Origin of the sequence: Pseudomonas fluorescens, assembly GCF_902497995.1 — a bacterium.
Taxonomy (GTDB): Bacteria; Pseudomonadota; Gammaproteobacteria; order Pseudomonadales; family Pseudomonadaceae; genus Aquipseudomonas; species Aquipseudomonas fluorescens_BK.
The window spans coordinates 85,959-111,930 of the sequence record NZ_CABVII010000002.1 but is presented as its reverse complement, the minus strand read 5'-3'; the positions used below and the strand labels follow the sequence as shown (position 1 = coordinate 111,930).

The following is a 25,972-nucleotide window of genomic DNA, read 5'->3' as shown; positions in this document are numbered from 1 at the left end:
TGGTTCAGCCAACGCGGCCTAACGCTCGATCAACCGCCCCAACCCATCCAGCAACCGCTGCAACGCCCCCTGATTGGCGCGCATCACGTTCAACCCCGCCTCCGCCATCCGCTGCGCATCCCTGGGCAACTCGAACAGCCGCTGCACCGCCACCGCCAGGCCTTCAGCATCCTCCACTTCCTGCAATGCCCCGGCACTGCGCAACTGCGCCGCAATTTCGAGGAAGTTGAACAGGTGCGGTCCGCTCAGCACCGGTTTGGCCAACGCTGCCGGTTCCAGCAGATTATGCCCGCCGTTCGCCACCAGGCTGCCGCCGACAAAGGCACTGTCGGCCAGGGCATAAAGAAACAGCAATTCGCCCATGGTGTCGCCCAACAATACCGAAGTACCCGCGGTCACCGGCTCGCCTGTGGAACGACGCACAGTCGCGAAACCCTGCTGCCGACACAACTCGAACACCGTACCGAAACGCTCCGGATGGCGCGGCACCAGAATCAACAACGCATCGGGATGACGGATGAGCAACTGACGATGAGCCGCCAGCACCACTTCGTCTTCACCTTCATGAGTGCTGGCGGCGATCCACACCGGACGCTCTTGCGCCTGCCATTGCGCACGCAACTCGGTGGCGCGCTGGCGCAATGCCGGGTCGATGGTCAGGTCGAACTTGATCGAGCCGGTCACTTCGACGGTTTCCACCCGGGCGCCTAAATCGCGAAAACGCTGAGCCTCGGCCTCGGTTTGCACCGCGAACAGGCTCATCTCGGTGAGCATCGGGCGGGTCAATTTCCTGAAACGACCATAGCCCTTGGCCGAACGTTCGGACAGGCGCGCATTGGCCAGCGCCACGGGAATCCCGCGCTTGGCGCACTGATGAATATGGTTCGGCCAAAGCTCGGTTTCCATGATCACTGCCAGTTTCGGCCGGACCCGATCAAGAAATCGCGCCGCGGCGCAGGGCAAGTCGTATGGAAGATAGCAGTGCTGAATACGCGGCTCGTTGGCGAACAGTGCCTGGATGCGTTCCGAACCGGTCGGAGTCATGCAGGTCACGGTAATCGGCAGTGTCGGATAACGCTGCAGCAGGGCGCGAATCATCGGCGCGGCGGCAATGCTTTCGCCCACGGATACCGCGTGCACCCAGATACCGCCCGGCTTCATCGCGGGCAACCCGTAGGAGAAACGCTCGCCAATGCGCTTGGCATAGGCCGGCGCCTTGCGCGCCCGCAGCCACAGCCGAATCGCTACCAATGGCAGCCCCAGGTAAAACAGCACGGTGTAGAGAGTTCTATTCATGGCGGCGGAGTTTATCGGTTTTTTCGCCAATCGCCTGCAAGTGCACGGCAAAACGTTCCGCGAGCCAACGGGCGGCCGGACCGAGGGGCTCGTCGCGGCGCCAGACCAGTTCCACGATCAATGCCGGCGGAGTCCATTCGCTGACCAGTTCGACCATCTGCCCTTGATAAGCCGGATATTGCACCACGTGTCGCGGTAGCCAGGCCCAGCCGAGGCCGCGCACCAGCCATTCGGCCATCACGTAGAAGCTGTCGGTCCGCCAGACTTGCGGACTGGCGGGCTCACTGCCGGGATAGACGCTGGACTCGGTGGACATCAGCAACTGCCGATGCTGTGCCAGTTGCTGGCAGTCGACCCGAGCCTGCTCCGCCAGTGGGTGCCCGACGCCACACACCGTGACCATTTCAACACTGCCCAACACCCGCCGCTCAAGAGCTTCGGGGATCTGATCGTGATAAAACAGCAAGCCCAGATCGGCCCGACGCTCCACCAGTTTGCGCGCCACATCGCCCTGGGCTGCGCTGGTCAACTGCACCTCAAGACTGGGGAATCTTTGCGCCAGGGCTTCGAAGCTTTCGATGATCGGTTGGTAGGGCATTGCTTCATCCTGAGCCACACGCAGACGAGCCTCCTGGCCGCGCATCATCGCCAGCGCCCGGCCGTTGAGGCGCTCACATTGACGCAGCACTTCCCGCGCCTCTTCCAGCAAGGCATTGCCGGCGTCGGTGAGCTTTGGCTGGCGACCGCTGCTGCGGTCGAACAGGCTGACGCCCAGGTCCTCTTCCAGTAGCGCAATCGAACTGCTGACGGCCGATTGCGCCTTGCGCTGCTCCCGCGCCACGGCGGAGAAAGACCGTCGTTCCGCTACGCTGACAAACAATCGCAGCTGGTCCAGATTCCATTGCATGGGCAAACCCATCTTCAGAACAGATAGGTAATGACTTTACCGCATCTGAAGAAACTCTAGAATGCCGAACTCAGAAAGCAACACTTCACATGAGGATGCACCCATGACCGCTTACTACTACCTGGCCATTGCCATCTGCGCCGAAGTGATCGCCACTGTTTCGATGAAAGCGGTCAAAGGCTTCAGCACACCTCTGCCACTGGTTCTGGTCATCGTCGGTTATGGCATTGCGTTCTGGATGCTGACGCTGGTGGTGCGCAGCGTTCCGGTGGGCGTGGCCTACGCGGTGTGGGCCGGCATGGGCATCGTGATGGTCAGCGTCGCGGCGTTGTTTATCTATGGGCAGAAACTGGATGTGCCGGCGATGTTGGGGATGGCGCTTATCGTACTGGGGGTCGTAGTGATCCAGCTCTTCTCCAAAACCGCCGGACACTAAGGCCTGGAACTCGATCCATTGTGGGAGCGGGCTTGCTCGCGAATGCGGTGTGCCAGTCGATACAAATGTTGCCTGACACATCGCTTTCGCGAGCAAGCCCGCTCCCAGGTTTTGCATCCGTCCTATTGATCGTCAACAAATCCCCTCTTCGTCGAGTCTGTATACTGCGCCCTCGTCTTGAACACTGAGGTCGCTGCATGCCATCCGTTATTTCCACCGACGTTCTGATTGTCGGCGCTGGTGTCGCCGGGCTCTGGCTGAATGCGCGTCTGCGCCGCCAGGGTTTTTCGACCGTGCTGGTGGAAAGCGCCAGCCTCGGTGGCGGGCAGAGTGTGAAATCCCAGGGGATCATCCACGGCGGCGCCAAGTACGCACTGCATGGCGCCCTGACTGGCGCCTCGGAAGCCATCGCCGACATGCCCCGCCGCTGGCGTGAAGCGCTGGCCGGGGACGGTGAGCTGGACCTGTCCGGCGTGCGTCTGCTGTCCGAAGCGCATTACCTCTGGTCTCCCGGCACCCTCGCCGGCAATCTCACCAGCTTCTTTGCCAGCAAAGCCGTACGCGGCCGCGTCGATCAGGTCAAGGGCGAGCAACTGCCGCCAGCCCTGCAAGACAAGCGCTTCAAAGGCAAGGTCTATCGGCTGGCGGAACTGGTGATCGACGTACCGAGCCTGATCCGGCGCCTGGCCGATCTGGCGGGTGATAGCTTGCTCGCCGGGCAAAAGATCGAACCGTTGCTGGAGGGTGGAAAACTGATCGGCCTGAAGGTGGACGAGCGCGAAATCCGTGCCCAGCGCATCGTCTTGAGTGCCGGCGCCGGCATTGCGACCTTGCTTGAAACACTGGGGCTGACCCATCCCGCCATGCAACGCCGGCCGTTGCACATGATCATCGCCAAAGGCCCGGGCCTCAAACCGCTGTACGCCCACTGCCTGGGCGGCGGCACCAAGCCACGCATTACCGTGACCACGCACCCGGCCGCCGATGGCCAATGGGTCTGGTACCTGGGCGGCGATATTGCCGAAGCCGAAGGTGTTGGCCGAGAGCCCGCCGAGCAAATCGCCACGGCGCAGAAGGAGCTCGGCCAGTTGCTGCCATGGATCGACCTGAGCACGGCGCAATGGGCGACCTTGCGAGTGGACCGCGCCGAGCCGCTGCAATCGGGCCTGACCCGTCCCGACAACGCGTTTCTTGCCGAAGAAGGCCGATTGCTGGTCGGCTGGCCGACCAAACTGGCACTGGCGCCGGACTTCGCCGATCGGGTCATGGCCTCTTTGCAACGCGACGGCATCCAGCCAGGCCATCCGCAACCGCTGCCTGAACTGCCCAAACCGCCTATGGGCATTCCAGCCTGGGAGCAACTGCTGCCATGAGCCAACCGACCCTGCACGACCTGCATCGCCCATTGGGCAGCACTGGCCTGATGGTTTCTCCTTTGGGACTTGGCACCGTCAAACTCGGCCGCGACCAAGGCGTGAAGTACCCCAACGGTTTCCAGATCCCCGGCGATGACGAAGCGCGCATGCTGCTCAAACTCTCGCGCGACCTGGGCATCAACCTGATAGACACGGCCCCGGCCTATGGCCGCAGCGAAGAACGCCTTGGCCCGTTATTGCGTGGTCAGCGTCAGGATTGGGTGATCGTCAGCAAGGTCGGCGAAGAGTTTGCCGACGGTCAGTCCCGACACGATTTCAGTGCCGCGCATACCCGATTCTCGGTGGAGCGCAGTCTGCAACGTCTGGAAACGGATTTTATCGACCTGGTGCTGGTGCACTCCGATGGCAACGACTTGGCGATCCTCAATGACAGCGAAGTCTATGGGACCCTGGCCGAGCTCAAGAGCCAAGGCAAGATTCGCGGTTTCGGCTTTTCCGGAAAAACCGTCGAAGGTGGTTTAAAGGCTCTGGAACAAGGTGATTGCGCCATGGTCACCTACAATCTGAACGAACAGAACGAGAAGCCGGTCATCGACTATGCTGCTGCCCACGGCAAAGCCATTCTGGTCAAAAAAGCCCTCGCCAGCGGTCACGCCTGCCTGAGCCCGGGCGTGGACCCGGTGCGCGCCAGCTTCGAATTGTTGTTTGAACATCCGGGTGTTGCCAGTGCTATTGTCGGGACCATCAATCCGCTGCACCTCGCCCACAACGTCGCGACCGTTGCCCAGGTTTTACGCAGAAACTGATGCCGCCTATGCGGCCTTAAGCAGGAGCCGACATGCCGCGTACGCTCATCAGAAAGAACCCGAGCAACTTCAAGACCCTGCCGTTATTCGTCGAAGCGACTCCGGAAGGCTTGAGTTATCAGAGTGTCGGGATGCCGCTCAATTTTTCCCAGACCCTGCAACGTCGCCGCCCGGTGACCGTAGCCCACACCGAACGCTTCGCGCTGGAGCTGGCCAATCTCGGGGTCTCGGTGCGCCTGACCCTGCATTGGCAGAATCGCGATTACTGGGTGTTGGTGCGTCAACGGCGGCAGGATCGCGGCGATGTGGTGCTCAAGCTGATCTCCGGCTACGTGCCGGCCCACGAGCTGAACCTGCCGCTTCACACCGCGATCCAGGAGATTGCCGAAGAGTGCCTGCTGGAAACGCCGGAAGGTTGGCTCGGCGGACGCTTCAACGACACTTGGTTGCCGGCGCCCTACTCATCAGCCCTGCATTACCGTGAAGCCATGCCATTTCGCCTGACCCCGTTGTCCGGCTCGGCGCGACCGGTGCGTTGCGCCAACCTGCAGCTGATCGAACGTCCGCGGGCTTACGTGCACTTGCCGACCGCTTCGTTGCAACTGATCTATGACTTGCGCCTGGAAGTACCCAAGGAAGCCAAATCCCTGAGCCTGTTTCATGTCGACGAGCGGCTGGAAGGCGATCAACTGGTGGCCCGGCTCGATCGCAAGCGCCCCGACCTGTACTTGATGCCATTGCAAGACGGCCAGCCGGTGGCCGAGCTCTATACCTTGAAAAAGGATCAGTTGTACCCGGCGAGTACTCGCGGGTTGTACCTGGCGGAAAGCTTTGCCCGACAGGAAGGCTGGTTGGTACGCGATGAGCGGATTCGCTGGAAGGATTGGGTGCGGCAGCAGGGGCTGCCCCCCCCGGGGAAGGATTCCGGTCTGGCGCGGTTGCGCGGGAAGGCCAAGCAACTGCTGAAGAAGATCGTGCCGCGTAAAAAAGTCAGTTCCTGATTGAGCGTTCCCACGCGGAGTGGGAACGCTCAACGCGTCACTCGGACTTGCGGATCTTCTCGACAATCGCCGTGGTCGAGCTGTTTTCAACCAGCCCCAGCACTTTCACGATGCCACCGTAAGCGGTCACGATGTCCCCACCGACCACCTGTTCGATCCCGTAATCACCACCCTTGACCAACACGTCCGGCTTGACTTCGCGCAACAGGTTTTCCGGGGTGCCTTCAGGGAAGCTGATCACCCAGTCCACGGCGCCCAGCCCCGCCAGCACAGCCATGCGACGGTCGACGCTGTTGATCGGGCGACCCGGTCCTTTCAGCCGGCTGACCGACGCATCGTCGTTGACCGCCACGATCAGACGATCGCCCTGGGCCCGCGCCTGTTCCAGGTAGGTCACATGGCCGGCGTGCAGAATGTCGAAACAACCATTGGTGAAGACGATTTTCTCGTTGTGCGCACGCGCATCGTCGACCGCCAGCAACAGCTGTTCGAAACCCAGCACACCGCGCTCGGAACCTTCTTCACGCTGGATGGCCCGCCGCAGTTCCGGTGCGCTGATGGCCGCCGTACCGAGCTTGCCGACCACGATGCCTGCCGCCAGATTGGCCAGGGCCACCGCGTGGGGCAGTTCTTCGCCAGCGGCAATCGCTGCCGCCAGGGTGGAAATCACCGTGTCGCCGGCACCGGTCACGTCGAACACTTCACGGGCACGGGCTGGCAGGTGCAACGCCGGATGATCCGGACGCAGCAAGGTCATGCCGTGCTCGCCACGGGTCACCAGCAAGGCGCCGAGATCGAGGTCATGCATCAGCTGCGCGCCTTTGCTCGCTAGCTCGTGCTCATCGGCGCAACCGCCGACGATGGTTTCGAATTCGCTGAGGTTCGGCGTGATCAGGCTTGCGCCACGGTAGATCGAGAAATCCTTGCCCTTGGGGTCGGCCAGCACCGGAATGCCGCGGGCACGGGCGGCCTGGATCAGCACCTGATGGTTTTTCAGCGCGCCTTTGCCATAGTCCGACAGCACCAGCACCTTGATGCCTTCGAGCAGTTCGTCGACCTGCTCGCCCAACGCCAGGGCGTCGGTGGCGAAGGGTTCTTCGAAGTCGATACGCAGCAGTTGCTGGTGACGACTCATGACCCGCAGCTTGACGATGGTCGGCTGGTGCGCGATGCGCTGGAACAACGCCCGCACGCCCGCGCCCTTGAGGCTATTGACCAGGCTGTCGGCGGCTTCATCGTCGCCAGTGACGCCGACCAGCGACGCCGGGGCACCGAGGGCGGCAATGTTCAACGCAACGTTGGCGGCACCGCCCGGGCGGTCCTCGATTTGCTCGACCTTGACCACCGGTACCGGCGCCTCAGGGGAAATCCGTGAGGTACCACCATGCCAGTAACGGTCGAGCATGACATCGCCGACCACCAAGACAGGGGCTTGATCGAATCGCGGCATGGACAACTTCATGGTGCAACCCACATACAAAATGAACAGGGGCGCGATATTAACACAGGCTTGGCGTGGGCTTGTGCGACGGCTGCAACGGGATGATTCGCTCGGGTGTTCCGTTCATGGGATCTTGATACAAATCACCGGACGCATTGCACGTCGGGCATGCAAGAGGGTGAGCCCGGCCCACCCTCTCGCCGGTTCAGGCGATGCCGGCCGTTACCGGCTCGTCCAGCCCCATCGCATGCAGGCGCGAATAATAGCCATTTTGCGCCAGCAGCTGGGCGTGGGTGCCGCGCTCGACGATTTCCCCATGGTCCATGACCAGGATCAGATCGGCTTTCTCGATGGTCGACAAGCGGTGCGCAATCACCAGCGTCGTGCGACCTTTCATCACATGATCCAGCGCCGCCTGAATATGCCGCTCGGACTCGGTATCCAGCGCCGACGTCGCTTCATCCAGAATCAGCAACGGTGCATTCTTCAACAGGGCACGGGCAATCGCCAGGCGCTGACGCTGTCCGCCGGACAGCAACACGCCGTTTTCCCCGACCTGAGTGTCCAGCCCCTGGGGCATTTGCGAGATGAAGTCCATCGCGTAGGCATCCGTGGCAGCCTTCTCGATATCGGCACGCGGCGCATCGGCCAGGTCACCGTAGGCGATGTTGTTGGCAATGGTGTCGTTGAACAGGGTCACATGCTGCGTGACTTGCGCCACATGCCGACGCAGGTTGCGCAGGCGATAGTCTTCGATTTCCACGTCATCGAGCATGATTTCGCCGATGTCGTGGTGATAGAAACGCGGAATCAGGCTCGCCAGGGTCGACTTGCCGCTCCCCGACCGCCCGACCAGGGCGATCATTTGCCCCGGTGCCGCGGTGAAGTTGATGTTTTTCAGCACTTCACGCTCGGTCCCCGGGTAAGTGAAACTCAGGTTGCGCACCTCCAGGTGGCCGCTGACGCGATCACGTTCGACGGTGCCGTTGTCGACCTCAGGCTCGACGTCCAGCTGCTCGAAGATGCTTTCGGCACCGGCAACGCCTTTCTGGATGGTCGAACTGACTTCCGACAGCTGTCGAATCGGCTTGGGCAACAGACCCGCCGCGGTGATGTAGGCCACCAGATCACCGGCGGAGGCGTCGCCGCGCAGGAACAGCACCAGGAACATCAGCACGGCCATGGCGGTATAGATCACCAACTGCAGCATGGGCGTGTACACCGCACTGGTCTTGGTCATGCGCAATTGCTTGTCGGTGTTACCCTGGCTGGCCTCGGCAAAGCGACGCTTTTCATAGTTCTCGCCACCGAAGCTGCGCACCACGCGATACCCCTGGATGGTCTCGGAGGCCACGTGAGTCACGTCGCCCATCGCCACCTGGATCTTCTTGCTCTGCTTGCGAAATTTCTTGCTGGTATTGCCGACCATGAACGCGATGACCGGCAGGATCGCCAGCATCACGATCGTCAGTTTCCAGTTCATCCACACCAGATAGGCAAACAGGAACACCACGGTCAGGCCTTCACGGATGACTACCTTGATGGCGTCCGTGGCTGCGCCAGTCACCATGGTCACGTTGAAAGTGATGCGCGAGATCAAATGCCCGGAGTTGTGGGTATCGAAATAACGGTTGGGCAGTACCAGCAGCTTGTTGAACAACTCGACACGCAGGTCGTGGACCAGGCCCAGGGAAACCTTCGCCAGGAAGTAGTTGCCCAGAAATGACCCCAGGCCTTGCCACGCGGCGATCAGGATGATCAGCAACGGTACGGCCATCAGCAACTGCAAGTCTTTCAGGTAGGGGACGTTGGGGAAGAGCACCGCTTCAGGATTGCTCAGGCCATCGACGAAATACTTGAGAATCCCCGCCAGCATGGGCTGAGTGGAGGCAAAGATCACGAAGCCCACGATACTCAGCAGGAAAAGGCCGGTATAGGGTTTTACATACCCCAACAGCCGAAAATAGATTTTCAAGCTGGAATCCTGTCCCGCTTCGGGCGGTGCGTCACTCATCGTAGAGCTCACTGGTTAGGAAGAACGCGAGATTTTATCACAAGCGCCGGAATCGGCCCGCGCCCATACCAAAACGCCGGCCAGACCTACGGGCAACCAACTGATGAACCACTCCGCCCTTGGCGTTCCGGTCAGACTGGCCGCATCGAATTGCATGGCCAGGGATGAAAATAGCCAGATGCCGATGACACCTTGGCCATAGAGCGTTTCCCGGGCCTTCCAGGCTTGATACAGGATTGCAATCCATGCCGCGCACCACAATAACAGGCCCGGCAGGCCCAGCTCGATAGCGACATGGGTGAACAGGTTATGGGCATGGTCAAAGTAGATGCCGTCGGCGAACACTCTGTAGGCGCCACCCAGCCCCAACCCCCGCCAAGGATGTTCGGCGATCATCTGCAGGCTTGCCATCAGGATTTGCGGACGATAGGAAACACCGCGGGCCAACACCAAAGGCTCGAGAAACCAGAAAGCCAGCATCGCGACTGTCAATGCCGACACGGCAATGATGCGGCTGCGACGATCACGGCACCAGATCGGCATGGCAAGCAACGTCAGAAACAACGCCAACGCCGCACCACGGCTCTGGCTGAGCACTACAAATGCCCCCAGCAACCCTAGCGCGAGCGCCCAGACCGCTTGCAGCCAGCGATCCCGCGGGACCCAATGCACAAGCCACACGGCCGCCAGCCCGATGACATACCCCCCCAGAATCGGATGAGCCAACTCACCCAAACCCTCGACGCGCGCATACCAGACGTTGCCATTGATCACGTAAAACCTGACCATCGCCGCCAACGCAGTCAACGCCAACCCCAGGCCGCCCCATTGCATGACGCGTATGACCCGCTCGGGTCGGGCATTGGCAAAGACCGGGAAGAACAGCACAAACACACTGATGTACAACAATCGCTTGGCTTCGCGACCCGGGTCCTCGACGCTGCCCCACGAAAGACTGATCAATGACCAGAGCATCAGACCGAGCAATGGCAGGTAGACCCAGCGCTGCTTATCAAGCAGTTCTGCGAGCCTGGCCCGTGCTGACCAGGCGAACATGATGGCTGGCAGCCAGAGCATTGCGACCAGTCCCTGCTGATAGACTTTATTGGTAGGCGCAACGGCGATGGCCAACAGGAACCACAGCAGACCGATCGTCATCCATGCTTGCGCCCAGCGTGTTTCCTGCATCAATGTGCTCCTTGATTGGTTCACCCCGCCTAACCCGGCATGGTTAAAACTGAAACTTTTCGGCATCATTGCCCGCCACAGTGCCCCGCTATTCCAACAAGGCTTTCTACGATGCAATGCTCCCGACTTGCGCAAGACGCTTTAAATCGAATGATTGAAGGCGCCAGAATACTGGAGGCCGATAGCTTCGGCCCGAAAGTCTACCTGTTGCAGGACGGGAATATCCTCAAACTGTTCCGGCGCAAGCGTATTTTTTCTTCCGCCCTGTTCCGTCCGTATTCGAAACGCTTCATCGACAATGCCATCGAACTGCAAAAGCTGGGTGTGCCCACCTTTGAGGTCCTGCAGTTCTTCCAACTGCAAGCCCCGGGCATGACGGCTGTGCTTTACCGGCCCCTGCCTGGAGAAACCCTGCGCCAGATTGCCGACAAGGAAGGTTTCAACTGGCAGCAGAACCTGCCTGCTCTGGCGGGCCTGATACGCAATCTGCATTCGTCGGGGATCTACTTTCGTTCATTGCACCTGGGAAACATCGTGGTGACGCCGGACAATCGAATGGGCCTGATCGATGTGGCGGACATGCGTTTTATGCGGGCACCGCTGCCCAGGCATCTGATCAAGCGCAACCTGCAACACTTCGCCCGCTATATTGCACGAGAGAACCTGAACGGCAGCTTTCCAATGCAAGCGCTGGAGCAAGCCGTTCTGCCGTCATGAGAGCAATCGGCGGGCGACTTGACTGAAGTCCGACCAGGCCCGGTCAGGCGCCAGTTCCAGATATTGCTTCGCCGCGACGTTTTTCGCAGAGACGCCGAACGCGCGCACGATGGCATCGCTCCAGGCACTGACATCATCTACGGCGACATACCAGCCCGTATGATCCAACTGCTCGCGGAACACCGCCAATTCGCTGGACATGACCGGCACGCCCGCCATCACGGCCTCTTGCATGATCAACCCCAGCCCCTCGCTGAGTGAAGGGATAGCGACCCAGTCGAAGGCGCTGTAAAGCTGCGCAGCCTCGTTGAGATGACCTGGCAACGAGACACGGGTCCCCAATCCCAGGTGGTCGATGCGAGCTTGCAGCGCTGCTCGGGTCGATCCTTCGCCAATGATCACCAGGCGCAACTCGGGTCGTTGCTGCAAGGCTGAAGCAAAGGCCTCCAACAGACACGCAAAACCCTTCTTGTCCTCGAACCGTCCGACCGCACCGAGCACCGGCGTATCATCCAGGGGCAATCCCAACCGGGTACGGGCCTGCTCTCGCGAGAGCACTGCCGAACGGAAGGAGGCGGGATCGAAGGCGCTACGCATGGTCATCACGGGCAATTGGAGGTCGCCGCTCAACTGGGTGGCCAAGGTATTGGACACTGCAACCAAGGTCAGCCGGGAAGACGCATGGAGCTGCCCAAAGAGCTCTCGATCCGCAGCACGCAGACGCGTAGAACCATGAAAAATCACCACCGCGCGGGTACGTGGCAGTGTTTTGAGTAGAGGCAAAAGCGTGCGCGCGACACCCAGGCCATCGAGCAGTAGAAGGTGGGCCTCACTCTGCATGAGCGCCTTCTGAAAGCCGGCCTGCATCCAGGGCTTCGTCAGCCGCCAGAAATGCCGCCCTTTCAAGCGGGCAGAGGACAGTTTCCATTCCCGGACGTCGCCAACGCTCAGCCCGCACTCGGACACGCTGCCTTGCAGCAGCCAGGTCTTCACTGATGCAGTGGGGCCAGCCTGCTCGAGAATTTGCTGATGAACCTTGTGAATCGATGCGTAAGCAGCACCACCGGACCACATGACGTTGAGGACAGTCATAGAGCGACAAGCCAATGCAAGGGTCTCGGATGACAAGCGGTGGCGCACTTAGTTGATGAACCAGCCAATGCAGACTCCCAGCAATAATATCAACCCGGACTTCACGTGTTCACGTCGACTGCGGCGCGTCTTGCGCCGACGTTCTGCCGACGTGTGTACGTGGAGGCCAAAACCGGTATGCCGAACGGCATCCCCTTCCAGCGTCACGGCGGTCAAATCAAGCTCTGCGTAACGCAGCGACAACGCTTTCTCCCCAGCGTGTTCGGCAAATGGGGCACAAAGCCGGTATTCCTTCATACGACGCAGCCCGGGATTCAGCGAAAAACTTTGCCACTCGGGCTTATCGGAGATTAGCGGGTAACACGGCACCCCTCCGATAATTTCACGTGTTCCCAGCTGAATGTAGGGACTGTGAACACACAGATCGTAAATATAGTTGCGCAACCACACCTGGAGAATTTCCGGACGCAACTCAAGAATGCTCACGGAGTCTTCCACAAACCCCGGGCGATAGAATTCCCAGTCGTCTTCACAATGAAAGATGTACGGCGTGGTGACGTGCTCGTAGGCGAGATCGATCGACGCCAACTGGCCGAGCTTCGGGCGATTGACGAACACTGTGCAGTGATCTTTCCAATGGGCGGGAATGACCGAGTGCACCTGATCATCGCCTGCATCTTCAGTGATGAAGACTTCGCGGATGGCGGCGGTATTGAACCGGTCAAAACTCTCGAGAGTTAATTTGAGCAGGTCCAGGCGGCCACAGCTGGTGACCACTAATGTGATGTTGCTTTCTTTAGAAAACTGCACCTGATTCTCGATTTAAAAGTCAAAGTGCCAGCCATATGAATGGCGGGCCAACCCTTGTCAAACGCCCAGTTTCAGGCGCACTTTTTCCAGCAGACTCAACGGCGCTCGAGGGCGCAATGCAGGCTTGAGCTCTTCGACGATACGCTGGCCGATCCGGGCAAAACTGAACTGGCTGACCGCCAGTTCGCGACCGTTGGCAGCGATACGTTGCGCGAGCTCCGGGTCGGTCCGCAATTTGGCCAGCTTCTGCTGGAGTTGCGGGACATCCTGATAGAGCACCACATTATGCATATCCTGCAAACCCAGCGCGTTGCTTTCCGCCGAGCCCTGATCGTAGGCCAGCAACACACAGCCGCACGCCATGGCCTCGAAATTCTTGATCATGAATTCGCCCATACCGACATCGGCGCTGACGAAGAAGCGAATGCGGTTGAGGGTGTCACAGTACTCTTCACCGGATTTGGTGCGAGTCACGACCATCGGTTCGACTCGCCCCAACTCATCGAGCAGCGCCTTGCGGCCACTGTAGGCGACGCTGTTGGTACTGCCGACAAACGCCAGCTCGATATCCCGCTCGCGACCCTGGTCCTGCAGCAGCGTCTGGTCATATCCCTTCGGCACGAATACCGCGTCGAAGCCCTCGGCGCGCAAGCGCTCGCTGACCATGAACCCCGAACTGATCACCCGCGCCCAGGGCAGCTTGCGGTAATGGGCGCTGAACTTGCCGGTGTATTTGCATGGAATGTAATTCTGGTAGGCATCGTGCTCAAGAATCACCAGGTTGGGCAGGGTCTGGATGAACCTCACCTGCCTGATTTCTTTTTTGAAGCGCAGAAAAAACACGATACGGTCATAGCGGGTCACATCGACATGCTTGCGAAAATACCCACGCAAGTCGTCCTGCTCTTCACTGGTCAATTCGCGCTTGTCGCACTCGCAATGCTCGGCGATGCCGTCATACAGTCGATCGAGAATCGCCCGCTGCTCTTTCTGCACCAGAAACAGAACTTTCAATTGGACTCTCTCTTTCCAGACAATTCCTGGACCCAGAACAACTCGTGGCGTCGTACCGTTTTACGCAAGAAATCGTTGTCGCCGAACGCCGGCCAGCGTCGGGCCGCCAGGCAACGTTGTATCGCTCGGCGCAGCAGGCGCTTGAAGGGAGGCCGGGGCTGAAGGTCGTGCATCATGCCCAGCGACATAGCCTTGCGCCACTGACTTTCGGCCGACAGACAAAGCGTCCAGGGACGCAACGATTCATGCGCTCCGATCTGTGGCGGCAGTGCCACACCCGTGCCCGCGTCGCCCATTGGCCAGCGATCGTTGTCGTGCAGGTGATTGGCGTAGTGCAACAACGTCTCGGGTTGCCAGGTCGTGCCGCTCAATGCCTGCATCACCGCCTGTTGCGAACACTGGTGGTCTGGATGGGGATCGAAGCGCGGGTGCGGCAAGACAATGATCTGAGGCTCGATGCGTTCGATCAACTCACGCAAATCAGCCAGCAGGTTATTCCAGGACGGCAGGCCATCGACGTCACTGCCCAAGGCAAATGGATTGAATCGGCGGAAATATCGGGTATCGCCCAGCTGTGCCTCACGGGACGCTAAGGCCTCGGTCGGTGCGCTCTGCATGGCAGGCAACTGCAGGCAGAAGTAGCCCAATTGAATGCAGCGTTGTTGAGGCACGCCTCCCCACAGCGGTACGCTGACACTGTCCCAGGCGCGCAGCGAGCCCTTCAGCCGAGACGCTTCGACGTCATCGAGCCCCATCTGCCGGTAGTGCCCGGCCTCGATTTCACCGGCGGTGATGGTCACGATCCAGCTTTGTTCGGCGCCACTGTACAAGCCGAATGCGGCCAGCTCGGCGTCGTCGGCGTGGGGCGCGATCACCATCACCCGCTGACGGCTGTAATCCGGATGTTCGAACACCGAGAGTACCGGCTCGCCGAGCAATCGGCAGAAACGTCCGCGCAGACGCAACTCACCTTGCGACAGCACCGACGCCTGCCCTGTGAGATTGAGATAACGCAGACCATCGACACCGCGCTCGAAGGTCTGGCGATCTGGATCAGCGCCGCCCGACACCTCGACAACGGGATCGATAAAGCGCCCCAGCCAGGTGCTTTTTATCCGCAGCGCCAAGATCAGGGTGGCGTTTTCAACCAGCATCACGCCCTCGTCCAGCCGCAACCGGTCCCCGTCCAGGTACACCTTGGGCTGCTGGGTGTACGGTGGGAAGCTGTACTGATAATCGTCTGCGGGTGAATAAAACAGATGGTCGGCAAACCATGCCTCGTGGGCAATCCAGCCCAGCACCGCGAGCACCACCGGCAGCCACCAGACCACCAGCACGCCACAGGCAATCAACAGCACCAGCGCAATCGACAGGCCGATGCGTTTGTTGCGCCGATGGCGCTTGAGCAATTGCTGTTTGCGATTCATGGGCTGGCTCATACGGTGAACACCGGCACAGGATTGCACCAGCGGTCCTTGTATTCACGGTCGGCGCGACCGAAAGAAAAGCGCAGGGGCTTTTCCAGCGCCCGGGCATGCTCCCAGGCGCTTTGCGTGTTGAGAAAACTCAAAACGCTGCCGGGACTGAACTCACGGGTTTCGGGATCGACGCCGCCGTTGATGTACTCGACGCTGATCCACTGGGGTGTCTCCACCCGGTAGACCAGCTGAATCGCAATCGGTGCTTCATTGAGGAAAATCACCGAGCCGATCAACAAGTCACGCAGCAACTCGATGACCTCGGCCATGCGTTCGGCTCCGGTCGCCGGGAAACCCCAACGGCGCTGGAACAGGTCGCAATAGATTGCCGCCAGCTCGCTGCTGGAAAACTCGCAAACCGGCCGTACCACTCCGCCCGCCTCTTCCAGCAGACGCAATTCGCGGCGCTGGTTGTAGCGGAACTTCTTCGACAGCTCTTCGGGCGTGCGGGCCATGGCCAGTTGTTCGGCCTGCAGCCTGATGCCGGTAAAGCGGCCTTCATTCAGCGCCGACAGATAGCGCCCGCGATGACGCAGCGGGGCCTGGGCATCGGCAGCGGCCGGCAGAATGAATTCGGCATTGCCGAGGTCGAACAAGCCCTTTTTACCTTGGCGCTTGAGCACATCCTTGGATAAGGCCAGGTCGCGCCCCCAGGTCGGGATCGCGGCCTTGACTTCGCCATGCTGCTCCCAGGCCAGGTAACGCACCGGGATGTCAGCCAACTGCGCCAGCCGCTCGACCACCATGGGATGAGTGGCGACGCTGCCGCCATAACGTTGCCAGGCCTCGGCGTAGGTCGAGGCGTCGACGACCGTCCAGCCACGTTCGCGCCAGCCTTGAAATCGGTTGAGCATCAGCCCCTCGGTGCCAGTTCGGTAACAGGCGGCAAATGCCAGAAGGCATCACGCACCGCACGGTCGGAAAAGCGCTCTTGCAAGCGGTCGAGCATCAGCTCGGCACACTGATGACGTTGCTGCTCGTCCATTGCGGCCAGATGTTGCAGCCCTTGAGCCAAACGTTGGGCATCGCCCAGCGGGAACAGAATGCCGACGCCTTCGACCACTTCCTTCGCTCCGCCACACGCCGTGGCAAGCAACGGCACACCGGCGGCCATGGCCTCCAGCAACACCATGCCGAACGGTTCGTGATCGGAGCTCAGGGCAAACACATCGAAGGCACGGAAATAACGCCGGGCCTCGGGCACCTGACCGAGGAACAGCACGCGGTCGCCGATACCCAGCTCACGCGCCAGGGCCTTGAGGTCCTGTTCCAGGCGCCCGGCACCGAGAATCACCAACTGACTGTTTACCGGCAAGCCCGGCAATGCCTCGGCAAAACCCTGCAACAACGTGTCCTGGTCCTTGTCGGGATGCAGTCGCCCGACATTGCCGACGATCCAGGCATCCATCGACAGACCGAGTGTTTCCCGAGCCTCGCGAACTGACACCTGGCTCTCCTGCAAGGCCGGTACATCGATGCGGTTGTAGAGCGTTTGGATCCGCGCGGCCGGCCATTTCGGCAGGCAACTGCGCATGTCGTCACGCACCGCATCGGAAACGCCAAGCAGACTCAGGCGCTTGCGGAAAAAATTCGCGAAGAGTTTACGGGTGCCGCGCTTGTAATCGTCAAAGGCGTGATGCACGCCAATCACCGGCAGCGAAGTGCCCAGCAAGGCGATATAAATCGGCTTGAAACGATGAGCAATACAAAAACTGAAATTGCGCGAGGCGGCGATCTTGCGCAGATCGCCAATGGCGCCCAGCTTCAGGCCCCGGATGGCCTTGGAGCTGTATTCCATGAACAACACTTCGTCGGAAGCGCAACCCGCGGCGACTTCGGCATCGGCAACCCCGGTCAGAAACACCGTGGTCACTCGATAGCCGGTCCCCGCGAACAGGCTGGCGTACTGCCGGGCGCAGTCCAGAAACGGCCCGTCATAGCCGTGACAGAACTGCAGCACATGGCGTTCAGCCGAGCGTGTCATATGCGTTCGCGCCCTCTTTGACCACCAGGATGTCTTCCATGATCAGATACTGTAGATCGGAACCGAAAAACATGTTCAGGGCATCGGTCGGCGAGCAGATCATCGGTTCGCCACGACGGTTGAGCGAGGTATTCAGCGACACGCCGTTACCGGTCAGCACTTCCAGCGCCTTCATCATGTCGTAGTAGCGCGGGTTGTATTCGCGCTTGAGCACCTGGGCCCGGGATGTGCCGTCTTCGTGGACGACTTCCGGCACGCGGGTCTTCCACTCTTCAGCCACTTCGAAGGTGAAGGTCATGAAGGGCGCCGGGTGGTCGATCTTGATCATCTGTGGCGCGACGGTGTCGAGCATCGACGGGCAGAAAGGCCTCCAGCGCTCGCGGAACTTGATCTGGTGGTTGATCCGGTCAGCCACGCCGACGGCGCTCGGGCAGCCGATGATCGAACGACCGCCCAAGGCACGCGGACCGAACTCCATGCGCCCCTGGAACCAGGCCACCGGGTTGCCGTCGACCATGATTTTGGCAATGTTTTCCGGCATGTTCTCGAGCTTGCGCCATTCAGGCTTGCTCGGGTGACGGGCGCAGGCGGCGATCACGTCTTCGTTGCTGTAGGACGGACCGAGGTAGACGTGCTCCATCTTCTCGACCGGTACCCCACGGGCGTGGGACACGTAAGCTGCCGCCCCCACCGCGGTGCCGGCATCGCCGGACGCCGGCTGGACGAACAGTTCCTTGACGTCATCGCGAGCGATGATTTTCTGGTTGAGCTTGACGTTCAACGCACAGCCGCCGGCGTAGGCCAGCTTGCCGGTTTCCTTGAGCACATCGCCCAGGTAATGGTCGATCATCTGCAACGCCAGCTTCTCGAACAGCGCCTGCATGCTCGCCGCGTAGTGGATGTACGGCTCGTCGGCGATGTCGCCTTCGCGCTTGGGACCCAGCCACTCGATCAGCTTTGGCGAGAAATAGAAGCCCTTGCCCTTCTCTTTATAACGACGCAGGCCGATGACGTTGGCGTACTCAGTGTTGATCACCAATTCGCCGTTCTCGAACGACGCAAGGCGCGAGAAATCGTATTTGCTGGCATCGCCGTACGGTGCCATGCCCATGACCTTGAACTCGCCGTCGAGCATCTCGAAACCGAGGAACTCGGTGATCGCGCCATACAGGCCGCCGAGGGAGTCCGGATCGAAGAATTCCTTGATCTTGTGGATCTTGCCGTTTTCGCCATAACCGAAGAAAGTCGTGGCGTACTCGCCCTTGCCGTCGATCCCGAGGATCGCGGTTTTCTCTTTGAAACCGGAGCAGTGGTAAGCGCTGGAGGCGTGGGCCAGGTGGTGTTCGACCGGCTCGATCTTGATCTTCTTCGGGTCGAAGCCCAGTTGCTCGAGGCACCAGACAATCTTGTTGCGATAGCGCTTGTAGCGACGGTTGCCCATCAGGATCGCGTCAAGGGCGCGGTCCGGGGCATACCAGTAACGCTTGGCGTACTGCCAGCGGGCCTTGCCGAACAGGCTGATCGGCGCGAACGGAATCGCTACTACATCAACATCGGACGGCTTGATGCCGGCCTGCTCGAGACAGAATTTCGCCGATTCGTAAGGCATGCGGTTCTTTGCATGTTTATCGCGTACAAAGCGCTCTTCTTCAGCCGCCGCGACCAGCTTGCCGTCGATGTACAAGGCTGCGGAAGGATCATGGCTAAGGGCGCCGGACAGGCCAAGAATCGTCAATGCCACAGGGGTCTAGCCTCTTTAGTCTGCATGCAGGCGCAAGGCGCCTCGAAAATTGATGTGCCCCTCGCAAGGGGCGAGAGACAGCTAAAGGGCGGGATTATAGCGTAAACATGGCGGGAATGACCCTGCGGTTGTTTACACAGGTCTGCCGCGACAGAACGCATCGCATTGCGGAGCCTTCACTTGATCCAGAGGCTCCCGTCCTCGCTCTGGCGATAAAGGGTGTAAGGCAGGACAACCGTGTCCAGTAACGCGGAGGCGACGAGGTCGAAAAAGATCAGTGGAATAAAGCCCACTTGTGCTGCACCTGCCGTATGACTGGGCGGCGAATTGAGTATGCAGAAGTCGTAGGCCAGGCCGCTGTAGGCACGCGGGATGGATTGACAGTAGGTCTGCCTTTGTCGGAGATCCTTTGCCGTTTCGGCGTCATCCTGCAGGACCGTAACGGCGGTCCCGCAGCCGGATAAAGCCAGTGAGAAAGTAGCGATTACAACAGCCTTTTTTATCGTCACGACCTGCCCTCCAAGTACATCAGGCAAGCTAGCATCGTGACTATTCATGGCATAGTTCACGGGGTCTGGAGAACATGTAGGACATTTCATAAGAACTTGTCCCCTCGTGACATTCACGGCCTTTTCGCTGGATGTGCCGGCCTCTTCGCGAGCAAGCCCGCTCCCACAGTGTCCGCGTCTTGCTCAAATTCTGCGTCACCCACAATACCTGTGGGAGCGGGCTTGCCCGCGAAGGCGATTCAGGTAGCGCTGGAGATGTCTTTTGGCAGACGCTGATCGATGACTTGATAAAGGCCACTGGCTTCCGGCCAGTTACGCATGAACCTTGCCCGATCCCGCGCATACGCCGGAGCAAAGCTGCTGAGCGAGCCATGCTGACACATCGAATCCAGGTCGATCAGCGCCCAGCGATCCTCCTGCCAGAACAGGTTGTGCCCCTTGAAATCCCCATGGCTGATCCGCTCGCCAATCAACTGCGCAAACAAATGATCCAGCGCCGCGAGTTCAGCCTCCGGCGCATCGCCGCTCTCAACGTACGGCGCAAAGCGCTCAATGATGTCCGGCCCCGACAAGTGTTCGGTGATCAAATAAGCGCGACTGCGTAACCAGAGAAACCGCCTTTCCAGCAACGCCAAAGGTTTGGGCGTGGCAATGCCGAGAAACGCCAGCCGATTGCCTTCGCGCCAGGAATGCCAGGCACGGCTCGGACGCCAGAAGCGTTTGAGCCAGTGGGCGAAGCCCTTGATGTTGTAGCGTTTGATCACCAGCGTACGGCCAGCCACCTCGACCTTGCCGACGCTCGCCGCACCGCCAGTCTTGTACAGATGGCCCTGATCGAGCAACGCATCGGCCTGCTCCAGCACCGGCAGCATTGCCGCTTCTTCCTCGCGGCGAATCGCCCGCAAGCCGAACGCCCCGCGCTGGACACTGAACAGCGTGCATTCGCGGCCGACCTTGATCAGCAAGTCTTTGAGGCGCCAGCGTCGAACCTTGTCGATCTGTTTCTGCAAGGCTTCCATGGGCAAGGCATGCTCGCCGTTGCTCAGCAGGTAATACACCAGCAATTCTTCGGTGAAGGGCTCCAGCGACTGGGGCAACTGGGCAAAAAACACCCCGAGGTTTTCCAACACTTTCTGGCGCGACAGCGGTTTGCCGGCCGTCTCGACACGGATGCCCGCGCCATCGATCAGATACAGCCGGCCGCGCTGGCGCAGCAGATTGTCCAGATGCAGGTCTTCCTGCCACAGGCCTTTGCGGTGCAGCTGACCAATCGCACCCAGCGCATCAGCCAGGACCGCCGATTGCTCATTGGCCAACACGGGCAACTGCTCGACCTGCTTCCAGGCCTCCCCCAGGCTCTCGGCGCCTTCAAGGTAATCAAACAGCAGCCAACCGCCCTCGCCCTCTTTCAGGCCGTCGGCCAACAGTTGCGGCGTGGTCAGGCCCTGGGCGGCGAGCAAACGCACGCCATCCAGTTCCCGCTGAAAATGCCGCGCCGCCTTGCTGCCGACCAACAATTTGGCCAACACCGGCCGACCGCGCCAGACACCGGCGCCGACATAACGCTGCCCGGGCAAGACCCGCAGCAAGCTCAGCAACTGCAACTCGGCAGGACCGGCGGCATCGGCCAGTGAAATGCTCATTGGCAGGCCAGGACTGCGGCCAGCATTTTTCAACTCGGACAAACGCATCAGCGGGTCTCCTTGTGGCTGCGTCGCGCGTGCAGACGGGTCAGCCAGCTATCGATCAGCGTGCTGTCCCGGGGTTGCTCCAGATAGGCGGCCAGCAACTCGCGCAACTGCGCTTCGTTCCACTCTGGCGCCCGGCGCAGCAACGGCTCCAGGTCTTTGGCCCGGTCACGCGACCCGAACAGTAGCGGCCGGGTTTTTTCCAGGTCGATCAACTGGGCCTGATAACCGTCGCCGGCGGCCTGGAGAAAAATATGCTTGGGGTAGAAGCAGCCGTGAACCTGATGGGCGCCATGAAGGCACCGGGCCAATTGCCCACAGGCCTGCAGAATCATCGAGTGCTGCGCTGCACTCAAATCCGACCAGCGCTGCAACAACGAATCCAGGTCATCCCATCCGTCGAGGGCACGGGTCAACAGAATCGCCCGAACCTCGCCGTCGACTTTGCGCTCACCGAAAAACACCGCCTTCAATGCTGGAATCCCGAAGCGCTCATAGCGACTGATGTTGCGAAATTCACGGGCAAAACTCGGCTCACCGAACGGTGCATGCAAGGTACGCATCTGATAGTTGCTCTGGCGTTTGAGGTAGTAACCCTGACCTTCCAGATCCAGTCGATACACGCTGCTCCAGCCACCGCGCGCGGTGTTGGGCTCATCCACAGCGTCGAGTTGCCTGGCCCAGAGTGCATCGAAGGTGCCAAGGCCGTGACGCTCGAGCAGCGCCCGGTCTTCAGCGGCCAGAAAATCAGTCATTCGCGCCCCTCGAAAAATCTCACCACGTGCCGGATCCGTTTTTTGTCGGCGGCATCGAGCCGGGTCCGTTGGCGGTATTGCAGGTAAAAGCGCAGGCGCTGGGTGGCCGACAGTTGATACTTGGCAACCTTGTCCAGACAGGCCAGATCCTTGGTGATGCGGTATTTGAGCCAGAAGCCGCGCCAGAAATCGCCGTTGGGGCAGTCGATCAGAAACAGCCGGACCTGATCGTCGATCAACAGATTGCGCCATTTCAAATCGTTATGGGTAAAGCGATGATCGTGCATGGTCCGGGTGTAGCTGGCCAACTGCCGACTGACGGTGTCGACCCAGGCGCGGTCCGCCAGCTTGGGATCATGCCGTTCGGCCAAGGCGGATAGATCTTCGGTATTGGGCAGCTCACGGGTGATCAGCGCGCCGCGATCGTAAGCCGCACCGCGCCGTTCCAGGCCCCAGGCCACCACCTCGGCCGTGGGAATGCCCCATTTGGCGAAGCGCTTGAGGTTCTGCCACTCGGCTTTGACCCGGGGCTTGCCCAGGTAACGACGCAGACCTTTACCCGCACCGACGTAGCGTTTGACGTAATAGTTGACGCCGTTGCGCTTGACGCGAATGACCTCGGACAACGGGTCGTGGGTCAATCGCTCACCCTCAAGCGCAAACACCGCCTCGAGGCTGCCGAAATCTTCTGCCAGATCGCTGTAAGCAGGCTCCAGTATCCAACCCGGCATCAGAGCGCGTCCCCGTATCGCTGTTTACGCTCATAGAGCTTGTTGGCCTTGCCTTCGAGCCAACTGAGCAACCCAGCCTCTTCGCCGAGGATCTGGCGCAGGGGCTGCTGGAAATAACCCTTGAGGAAACGCAGTTTGTCGCGACGGGTCAGGCCAATGTCCAGCGCCGAAAAATATAGCGCCGCCAGGTCCTTGTTGCGCCAGCGCTGGGTAATCGTCGGGCGGGTATGGGCACGGTGCAGGTCGATTATCGACAGCTTCAAGTCTTCAGCCGTCACCGGTCTGTCGGTGTGCAGCAGGAAGTGGCAGATGTAACAGTCGCGGTGATTGACGCCAGCGCGGTGCATCATGCCGGTCATGCGCGCGACTTCGGCGATGAGCGCACGCTTGAGTTTCGGCAAGGGTGGCTGCTTGACCCAATTGATACTGAAATCTTCGAGGCTGACGGTGGGTGCCAGCTCTTCGGTGACGATGAACGAGTGCTGATCCGCCGGGTTGCTGCCTTTCTCGCCGTAAGCGACGGCGGTCATGGTTGGCACGCCGACTTCCTGCAGGCGTTGAATGGCCTTCCATTCCTGGCCGGCACCGAGCACCGGCAGCTTGGCGGTGATCAGGTTCTTGACGATCTCGCCCCAGCCGATGCCGCGGTGGATCTTCACGAAAAAGCCATTGCCGTCAACGACGGTACGCAGAGTGCGGCGCGCTTCAAGCTCGCGGTACACCTCGCCCTCGAGCTTCTCGACTTCGGCGAACGGGTCGCGTCCGGCCCAGAGGCTCTTGAACGGTTCAGCCAGCATCAACTTCATTGCACGTGCTCCGCCAGAATCACATCGGCCGCGTGCTGCGGCATGCTATAGAGGTCGGCCGTCTCGGCGAAGGCCAGACCGTTGCGACTCCAGGCCGCCCGCGCTTGATCGTCGTTCAACATACCGGTCAGGTATTGAGTCAACTGCGCCTGATCGAAAGGTTCGTCCAGCACCAGACCGGCATCAGCCTCGGTGATGTAATGGGCATAACCACAGACCGCACTCACCAGCACCGGCAACCCGGCCACCAGGGCTTCGAGCAACACGGTCCCGGTGTTTTCGTTATACGCCGGGTGGATCAGCAGGTCGGCACCGAGCAGGAAACGCGGAATATCACTACGGCCCTTGAGGAACGTCACGTTGTCGCCGAGCCCCAATGCGGCGCCCTGCATCTGGAACAATTTGGGGTCATCCTGGCCAATTACAAATAGCCGGGTGCGCTTCTTCAGATTGGCGGGCAAGGCGGCCAACGCCTTGAGACTGCGATCCACACCCTTGGTCTTGAACCCGGAACCGATCTGCACCAGCAACAGTTCATCGTCCTTGAGGTTGAATTCACGACGGAAATCGGCCCGAATCTCGGTGGCATTGGCTGGCGCGCGACGATCCTGGGAGATACCTGGCGGTAGCAAATGGAAACGCTCCAGCGGCGTGTCGTAATGCTTGATGAACAGCGGCTGCTGCACTTCGGAAATCATCAGCACTTCGGTCTTGGCGTCCCTGGCGAACACCGCGCGCTCGTACTCGGCGAAGTGCCGGTAGCGGCCCCAGCGACGGTACAGCGAGTTGCGCAAATTCTGCGCCTTGTCTTCGAAGCAGCCGTCGGCGGCGTAATAAACGTCCAGGCCCGGCATCTTGTTGAAACCGATCAGGCGGTCCACCGGGCGTTTGGCCAGGTCCGCTTCCATCCACTCGCTGAGCTTTTCGTTGCGCCGATGGTTGAACAACGCCTTGACCGGCGCCACCAATACCTCGAAACCCGGTGGAATGTCGCCTTCCCAGATCAGCGTGTAGACGCGAATCTGGTGGCCGCGTTGCTGACATTCCAGGGCAATGCGCATGAAATCGCGCTGCAAGCCACCAAAAGGAAAGTACTTGTACAAGACAAATGCCAATTGCATCAGCGCAGCTCCTCAGCCAGTAACAACGTGCTCAATCGGCTCGCGACACGCTCGGGGTTCAGACGCGTGAAGCACAGGGGCCACTCACGCTTCAGGTCGAACTGGCGCAGATCTTCCGCCGTCGGTTGATAGGTGCATTTCTTTTGCAGGCACGGCGCGCAAGGGAAGTCGCTGGCCAGGTGAATCTGCGACTTGCCATAGGCACCGGTCAGGCCCGGGTTGGTCGGACCGAACAACGAAAGCGTCGGCACATCCAGCGCCGCGGCGAGGTGCCCGAGACCAGTGTCCACCGCGACGCAGGCTTGTGCGCCGGCCAGCACCTTGCCGACACCCGCCAGGTTCAGCTTGGGCAGCACTTCGACGTGTTTCAGGTCTTTGGCGATGCGCTCGGCACGGGCCTTCTCCAGTGCGTTGCCCCAAGGCAGTTTCACCGCCACGCCGAGGTAGCCTACGCGCTCGGCCAGCTCGCGCCAGTAGGCTTCAGGCCAGTGTTTGGTGTCCCAGGTGGTGCCGTGCAGGAACAGCACGTAAGGATTTTTGCGCGGCAATTCCACCAGTCGCTCGACATTCAGACCGTAGTCGCCCAACCCTTTGGGCAGGTCATAACCCAAAGCCACAGCGAATAGCTGACGCACCCGCTCCACCGCGTGTTGTCCACGGGCCACGGCCAGACGCCGGGAGTAAAAGCGTGCCGCGATCGGCTCACGCGCCGAATCCTTGTCCAGCCCGGCAACCGGAGCTTTGACGTAACGGGTCAGCAACGCGCTTTTCAGCAGGCCTTGGGCATCGATCACCAAGTCATATTTGGTGGCGCGAACGCTTTGCTTGAAGCGCTTCCACTCGCCACTCTTGATGGTCTGCCAGATATTCTTGCGCCAGCGACGAATCGCCACTGGAATCACTTTGCCCACGGCCGGGTGCCAGGTCGGAATTTCGGCAAAACCCTCTTCCACCACCCAGTCGAACTGGATGCCGGGGATCGCTCGCGCCGCGTCGGTCAGCGCTGGCAACGCGTGAATCACGTCGCCCAGCGAAGAAGTCTTGATCAACAGAACCCGCAA

General features: G+C 60.4%; 24 protein-coding genes. 5 read left to right on the top strand and 19 right to left on the bottom strand.

What is annotated here, in order from left to right; all coding sequences use genetic code 11:
* Positions 1 to 18 precede the first annotated feature (18 nt).
* Both waaA and F8N80_RS02485 read right to left on the bottom strand, forming a co-directional pair.
* Positions 19 to 1,296, bottom strand: a complete 1,278-nt coding sequence (waaA, locus tag F8N80_RS02490) for a lipid IV(A) 3-deoxy-D-manno-octulosonic acid transferase (protein WP_150743883.1) — start codon at positions 1,294 to 1,296, stop codon at positions 19 to 21.
* Positions 1,289 to 2,203, bottom strand: a complete 915-nt coding sequence (locus F8N80_RS02485) for a LysR family transcriptional regulator (protein WP_150743882.1) — start codon at positions 2,201 to 2,203, stop codon at positions 1,289 to 1,291. Before F8N80_RS02485 ends, waaA begins: the two co-directional genes overlap by 8 nt.
* A 103-nt stretch (positions 2,204 to 2,306) precedes the next feature.
* On the opposite strand from F8N80_RS02485, the gene F8N80_RS02480 reads away from it, so the two are divergent.
* From F8N80_RS02480 to F8N80_RS02465, 4 genes are all read left to right on the top strand, one after another.
* Positions 2,307 to 2,639, top strand: coding sequence for a DMT family transporter (locus F8N80_RS02480; RefSeq protein ID WP_015093202.1), 333 nt, complete (start codon positions 2,307 to 2,309; stop codon positions 2,637 to 2,639).
* A gap of 197 nt (positions 2,640 to 2,836) precedes the next feature.
* On the top strand, positions 2,837 to 4,012 hold the full coding sequence (locus F8N80_RS02475) for an NAD(P)/FAD-dependent oxidoreductase (RefSeq protein WP_150743881.1): 1,176 nt from the start codon (positions 2,837 to 2,839) through the stop codon (positions 4,010 to 4,012).
* Positions 4,009 to 4,821: an aldo/keto reductase gene (locus F8N80_RS02470; RefSeq protein ID WP_150783155.1), complete on the top strand. Its 813-nt coding sequence runs from the start codon at positions 4,009 to 4,011 to the stop codon at positions 4,819 to 4,821. The genes F8N80_RS02475 and F8N80_RS02470 overlap by 4 nt, the downstream gene beginning before the upstream one ends.
* 32 nt (positions 4,822 to 4,853) lie before the next feature.
* A complete protein-coding gene (locus F8N80_RS02465; protein ID WP_150743879.1) occupies positions 4,854 to 5,822 on the top strand; it encodes a metal ABC transporter ATPase in 969 nt (322 codons plus the stop codon).
* 37 nt (positions 5,823 to 5,859) lie between these two features.
* Here F8N80_RS02465 and hldE read toward each other — a convergent pair whose 3' ends face one another.
* The 3 genes from hldE to F8N80_RS02450 all read right to left on the bottom strand — a co-directional run bounded on the left by hldE (position 5,860) and on the right by F8N80_RS02450 (position 10,465).
* Entirely contained in the window at positions 5,860 to 7,284 is a 1,425-nt protein-coding gene (gene hldE / locus F8N80_RS02460; protein ID WP_150743878.1) for a bifunctional D-glycero-beta-D-manno-heptose-7-phosphate kinase/D-glycero-beta-D-manno-heptose 1-phosphate adenylyltransferase HldE, read from the bottom strand.
* A gap of 184 nt (positions 7,285 to 7,468) precedes the next feature.
* Entirely contained in the window at positions 7,469 to 9,277 is a 1,809-nt protein-coding gene (gene msbA, locus F8N80_RS02455) for a lipid A export permease/ATP-binding protein MsbA (RefSeq protein WP_150783154.1), read from the bottom strand.
* A 15-nt stretch (positions 9,278 to 9,292) separates the two neighbouring features.
* Positions 9,293 to 10,465, bottom strand: coding sequence for an O-antigen ligase family protein (locus F8N80_RS02450; RefSeq protein WP_150743876.1), 1,173 nt, complete (start codon positions 10,463 to 10,465; stop codon positions 9,293 to 9,295).
* A gap of 150 nt (positions 10,466 to 10,615) precedes the next feature.
* Between F8N80_RS02450 and F8N80_RS02445 the strand changes: the two genes are divergently transcribed.
* Entirely contained in the window at positions 10,616 to 11,182 is a 567-nt protein-coding gene (locus F8N80_RS02445; protein WP_224790628.1) for a toluene tolerance protein, read from the top strand.
* Here the strand turns inward: F8N80_RS02445 and F8N80_RS02440 are convergent.
* From F8N80_RS02440 to waaC, 14 genes are all read right to left on the bottom strand, one after another.
* Entirely contained in the window at positions 11,177 to 12,274 is a 1,098-nt protein-coding gene (locus F8N80_RS02440; RefSeq protein WP_150744066.1) for a glycosyltransferase family 4 protein, read from the bottom strand. The two genes, F8N80_RS02445 and F8N80_RS02440, sit on opposite strands and share 6 nt — an antisense overlap.
* Before the next feature lie 48 nt (positions 12,275 to 12,322).
* Positions 12,323 to 13,084 carry a glycosyltransferase family 2 protein gene (locus tag F8N80_RS02435; RefSeq protein ID WP_150783153.1) on the bottom strand — a complete coding sequence of 254 codons (762 nt, stop codon included), beginning with the start codon at positions 13,082 to 13,084 and terminating at the stop codon, positions 12,323 to 12,325.
* 57 nt (positions 13,085 to 13,141) lie between these two features.
* The gene (locus F8N80_RS02430) at positions 13,142 to 14,098 is read right to left on the bottom strand and encodes a glycosyltransferase (protein ID WP_150743874.1); all 957 of its coding nucleotides are present in this window, start codon (positions 14,096 to 14,098) and stop codon (positions 13,142 to 13,144) included.
* Positions 14,095 to 15,525: a PIG-L deacetylase family protein gene (locus F8N80_RS02425; RefSeq protein WP_150743873.1), complete on the bottom strand. Its 1,431-nt coding sequence runs from the start codon at positions 15,523 to 15,525 to the stop codon at positions 14,095 to 14,097. Before F8N80_RS02425 ends, F8N80_RS02430 begins: the two co-directional genes overlap by 4 nt.
* 8 nt (positions 15,526 to 15,533) lie before the next feature.
* Complete coding sequence (locus F8N80_RS02420; RefSeq protein ID WP_150743872.1) at positions 15,534 to 16,430, bottom strand: antimicrobial resistance protein Mig-14; 897 nt, start codon at positions 16,428 to 16,430, stop codon at positions 15,534 to 15,536.
* Complete coding sequence (locus F8N80_RS02415) at positions 16,430 to 17,560, bottom strand: glycosyltransferase (protein ID WP_150743871.1); 1,131 nt, start codon at positions 17,558 to 17,560, stop codon at positions 16,430 to 16,432. The genes F8N80_RS02420 and F8N80_RS02415 overlap by 1 nt, the downstream gene beginning before the upstream one ends.
* On the bottom strand, positions 17,544 to 19,301 hold the full coding sequence (locus F8N80_RS02410) for a carbamoyltransferase family protein (protein ID WP_150743870.1): 1,758 nt from the start codon (positions 19,299 to 19,301) through the stop codon (positions 17,544 to 17,546). The genes F8N80_RS02415 and F8N80_RS02410 overlap by 17 nt, the downstream gene beginning before the upstream one ends.
* A gap of 176 nt (positions 19,302 to 19,477) precedes the next feature.
* Positions 19,478 to 19,810, bottom strand: a complete 333-nt coding sequence (locus F8N80_RS02405; protein WP_150783240.1) for a YceK/YidQ family lipoprotein — start codon at positions 19,808 to 19,810, stop codon at positions 19,478 to 19,480.
* Between the two features lie 239 nt (positions 19,811 to 20,049).
* A complete protein-coding gene (locus F8N80_RS02400) occupies positions 20,050 to 21,501 on the bottom strand; it encodes a lipopolysaccharide kinase InaA family protein (protein WP_150743869.1) in 1,452 nt (483 codons plus the stop codon).
* Positions 21,501 to 22,253 (bottom strand): lipopolysaccharide kinase InaA family protein, encoded by a 753-nt coding sequence (locus F8N80_RS02395; protein WP_150743868.1) that lies wholly within the window; start codon positions 22,251 to 22,253, stop codon positions 21,501 to 21,503. Before F8N80_RS02395 ends, F8N80_RS02400 begins: the two co-directional genes overlap by 1 nt.
* Entirely contained in the window at positions 22,250 to 22,984 is a 735-nt protein-coding gene (locus tag F8N80_RS02390) for a lipopolysaccharide kinase InaA family protein (protein ID WP_150743867.1), read from the bottom strand. The genes F8N80_RS02395 and F8N80_RS02390 overlap by 4 nt, the downstream gene beginning before the upstream one ends.
* Positions 22,984 to 23,790: a lipopolysaccharide core heptose(I) kinase RfaP gene (rfaP, locus tag F8N80_RS02385; protein WP_150743866.1), complete on the bottom strand. Its 807-nt coding sequence runs from the start codon at positions 23,788 to 23,790 to the stop codon at positions 22,984 to 22,986. Before rfaP ends, F8N80_RS02390 begins: the two co-directional genes overlap by 1 nt.
* Positions 23,787 to 24,911: a glycosyltransferase family 4 protein gene (locus F8N80_RS02380; RefSeq protein ID WP_150783152.1), complete on the bottom strand. Its 1,125-nt coding sequence runs from the start codon at positions 24,909 to 24,911 to the stop codon at positions 23,787 to 23,789. The genes rfaP and F8N80_RS02380 overlap by 4 nt, the downstream gene beginning before the upstream one ends.
* Positions 24,911 to 25,972: a lipopolysaccharide heptosyltransferase I gene (waaC, locus tag F8N80_RS02375; RefSeq protein ID WP_150743864.1), complete on the bottom strand. Its 1,062-nt coding sequence runs from the start codon at positions 25,970 to 25,972 to the stop codon at positions 24,911 to 24,913. Before waaC ends, F8N80_RS02380 begins: the two co-directional genes overlap by 1 nt.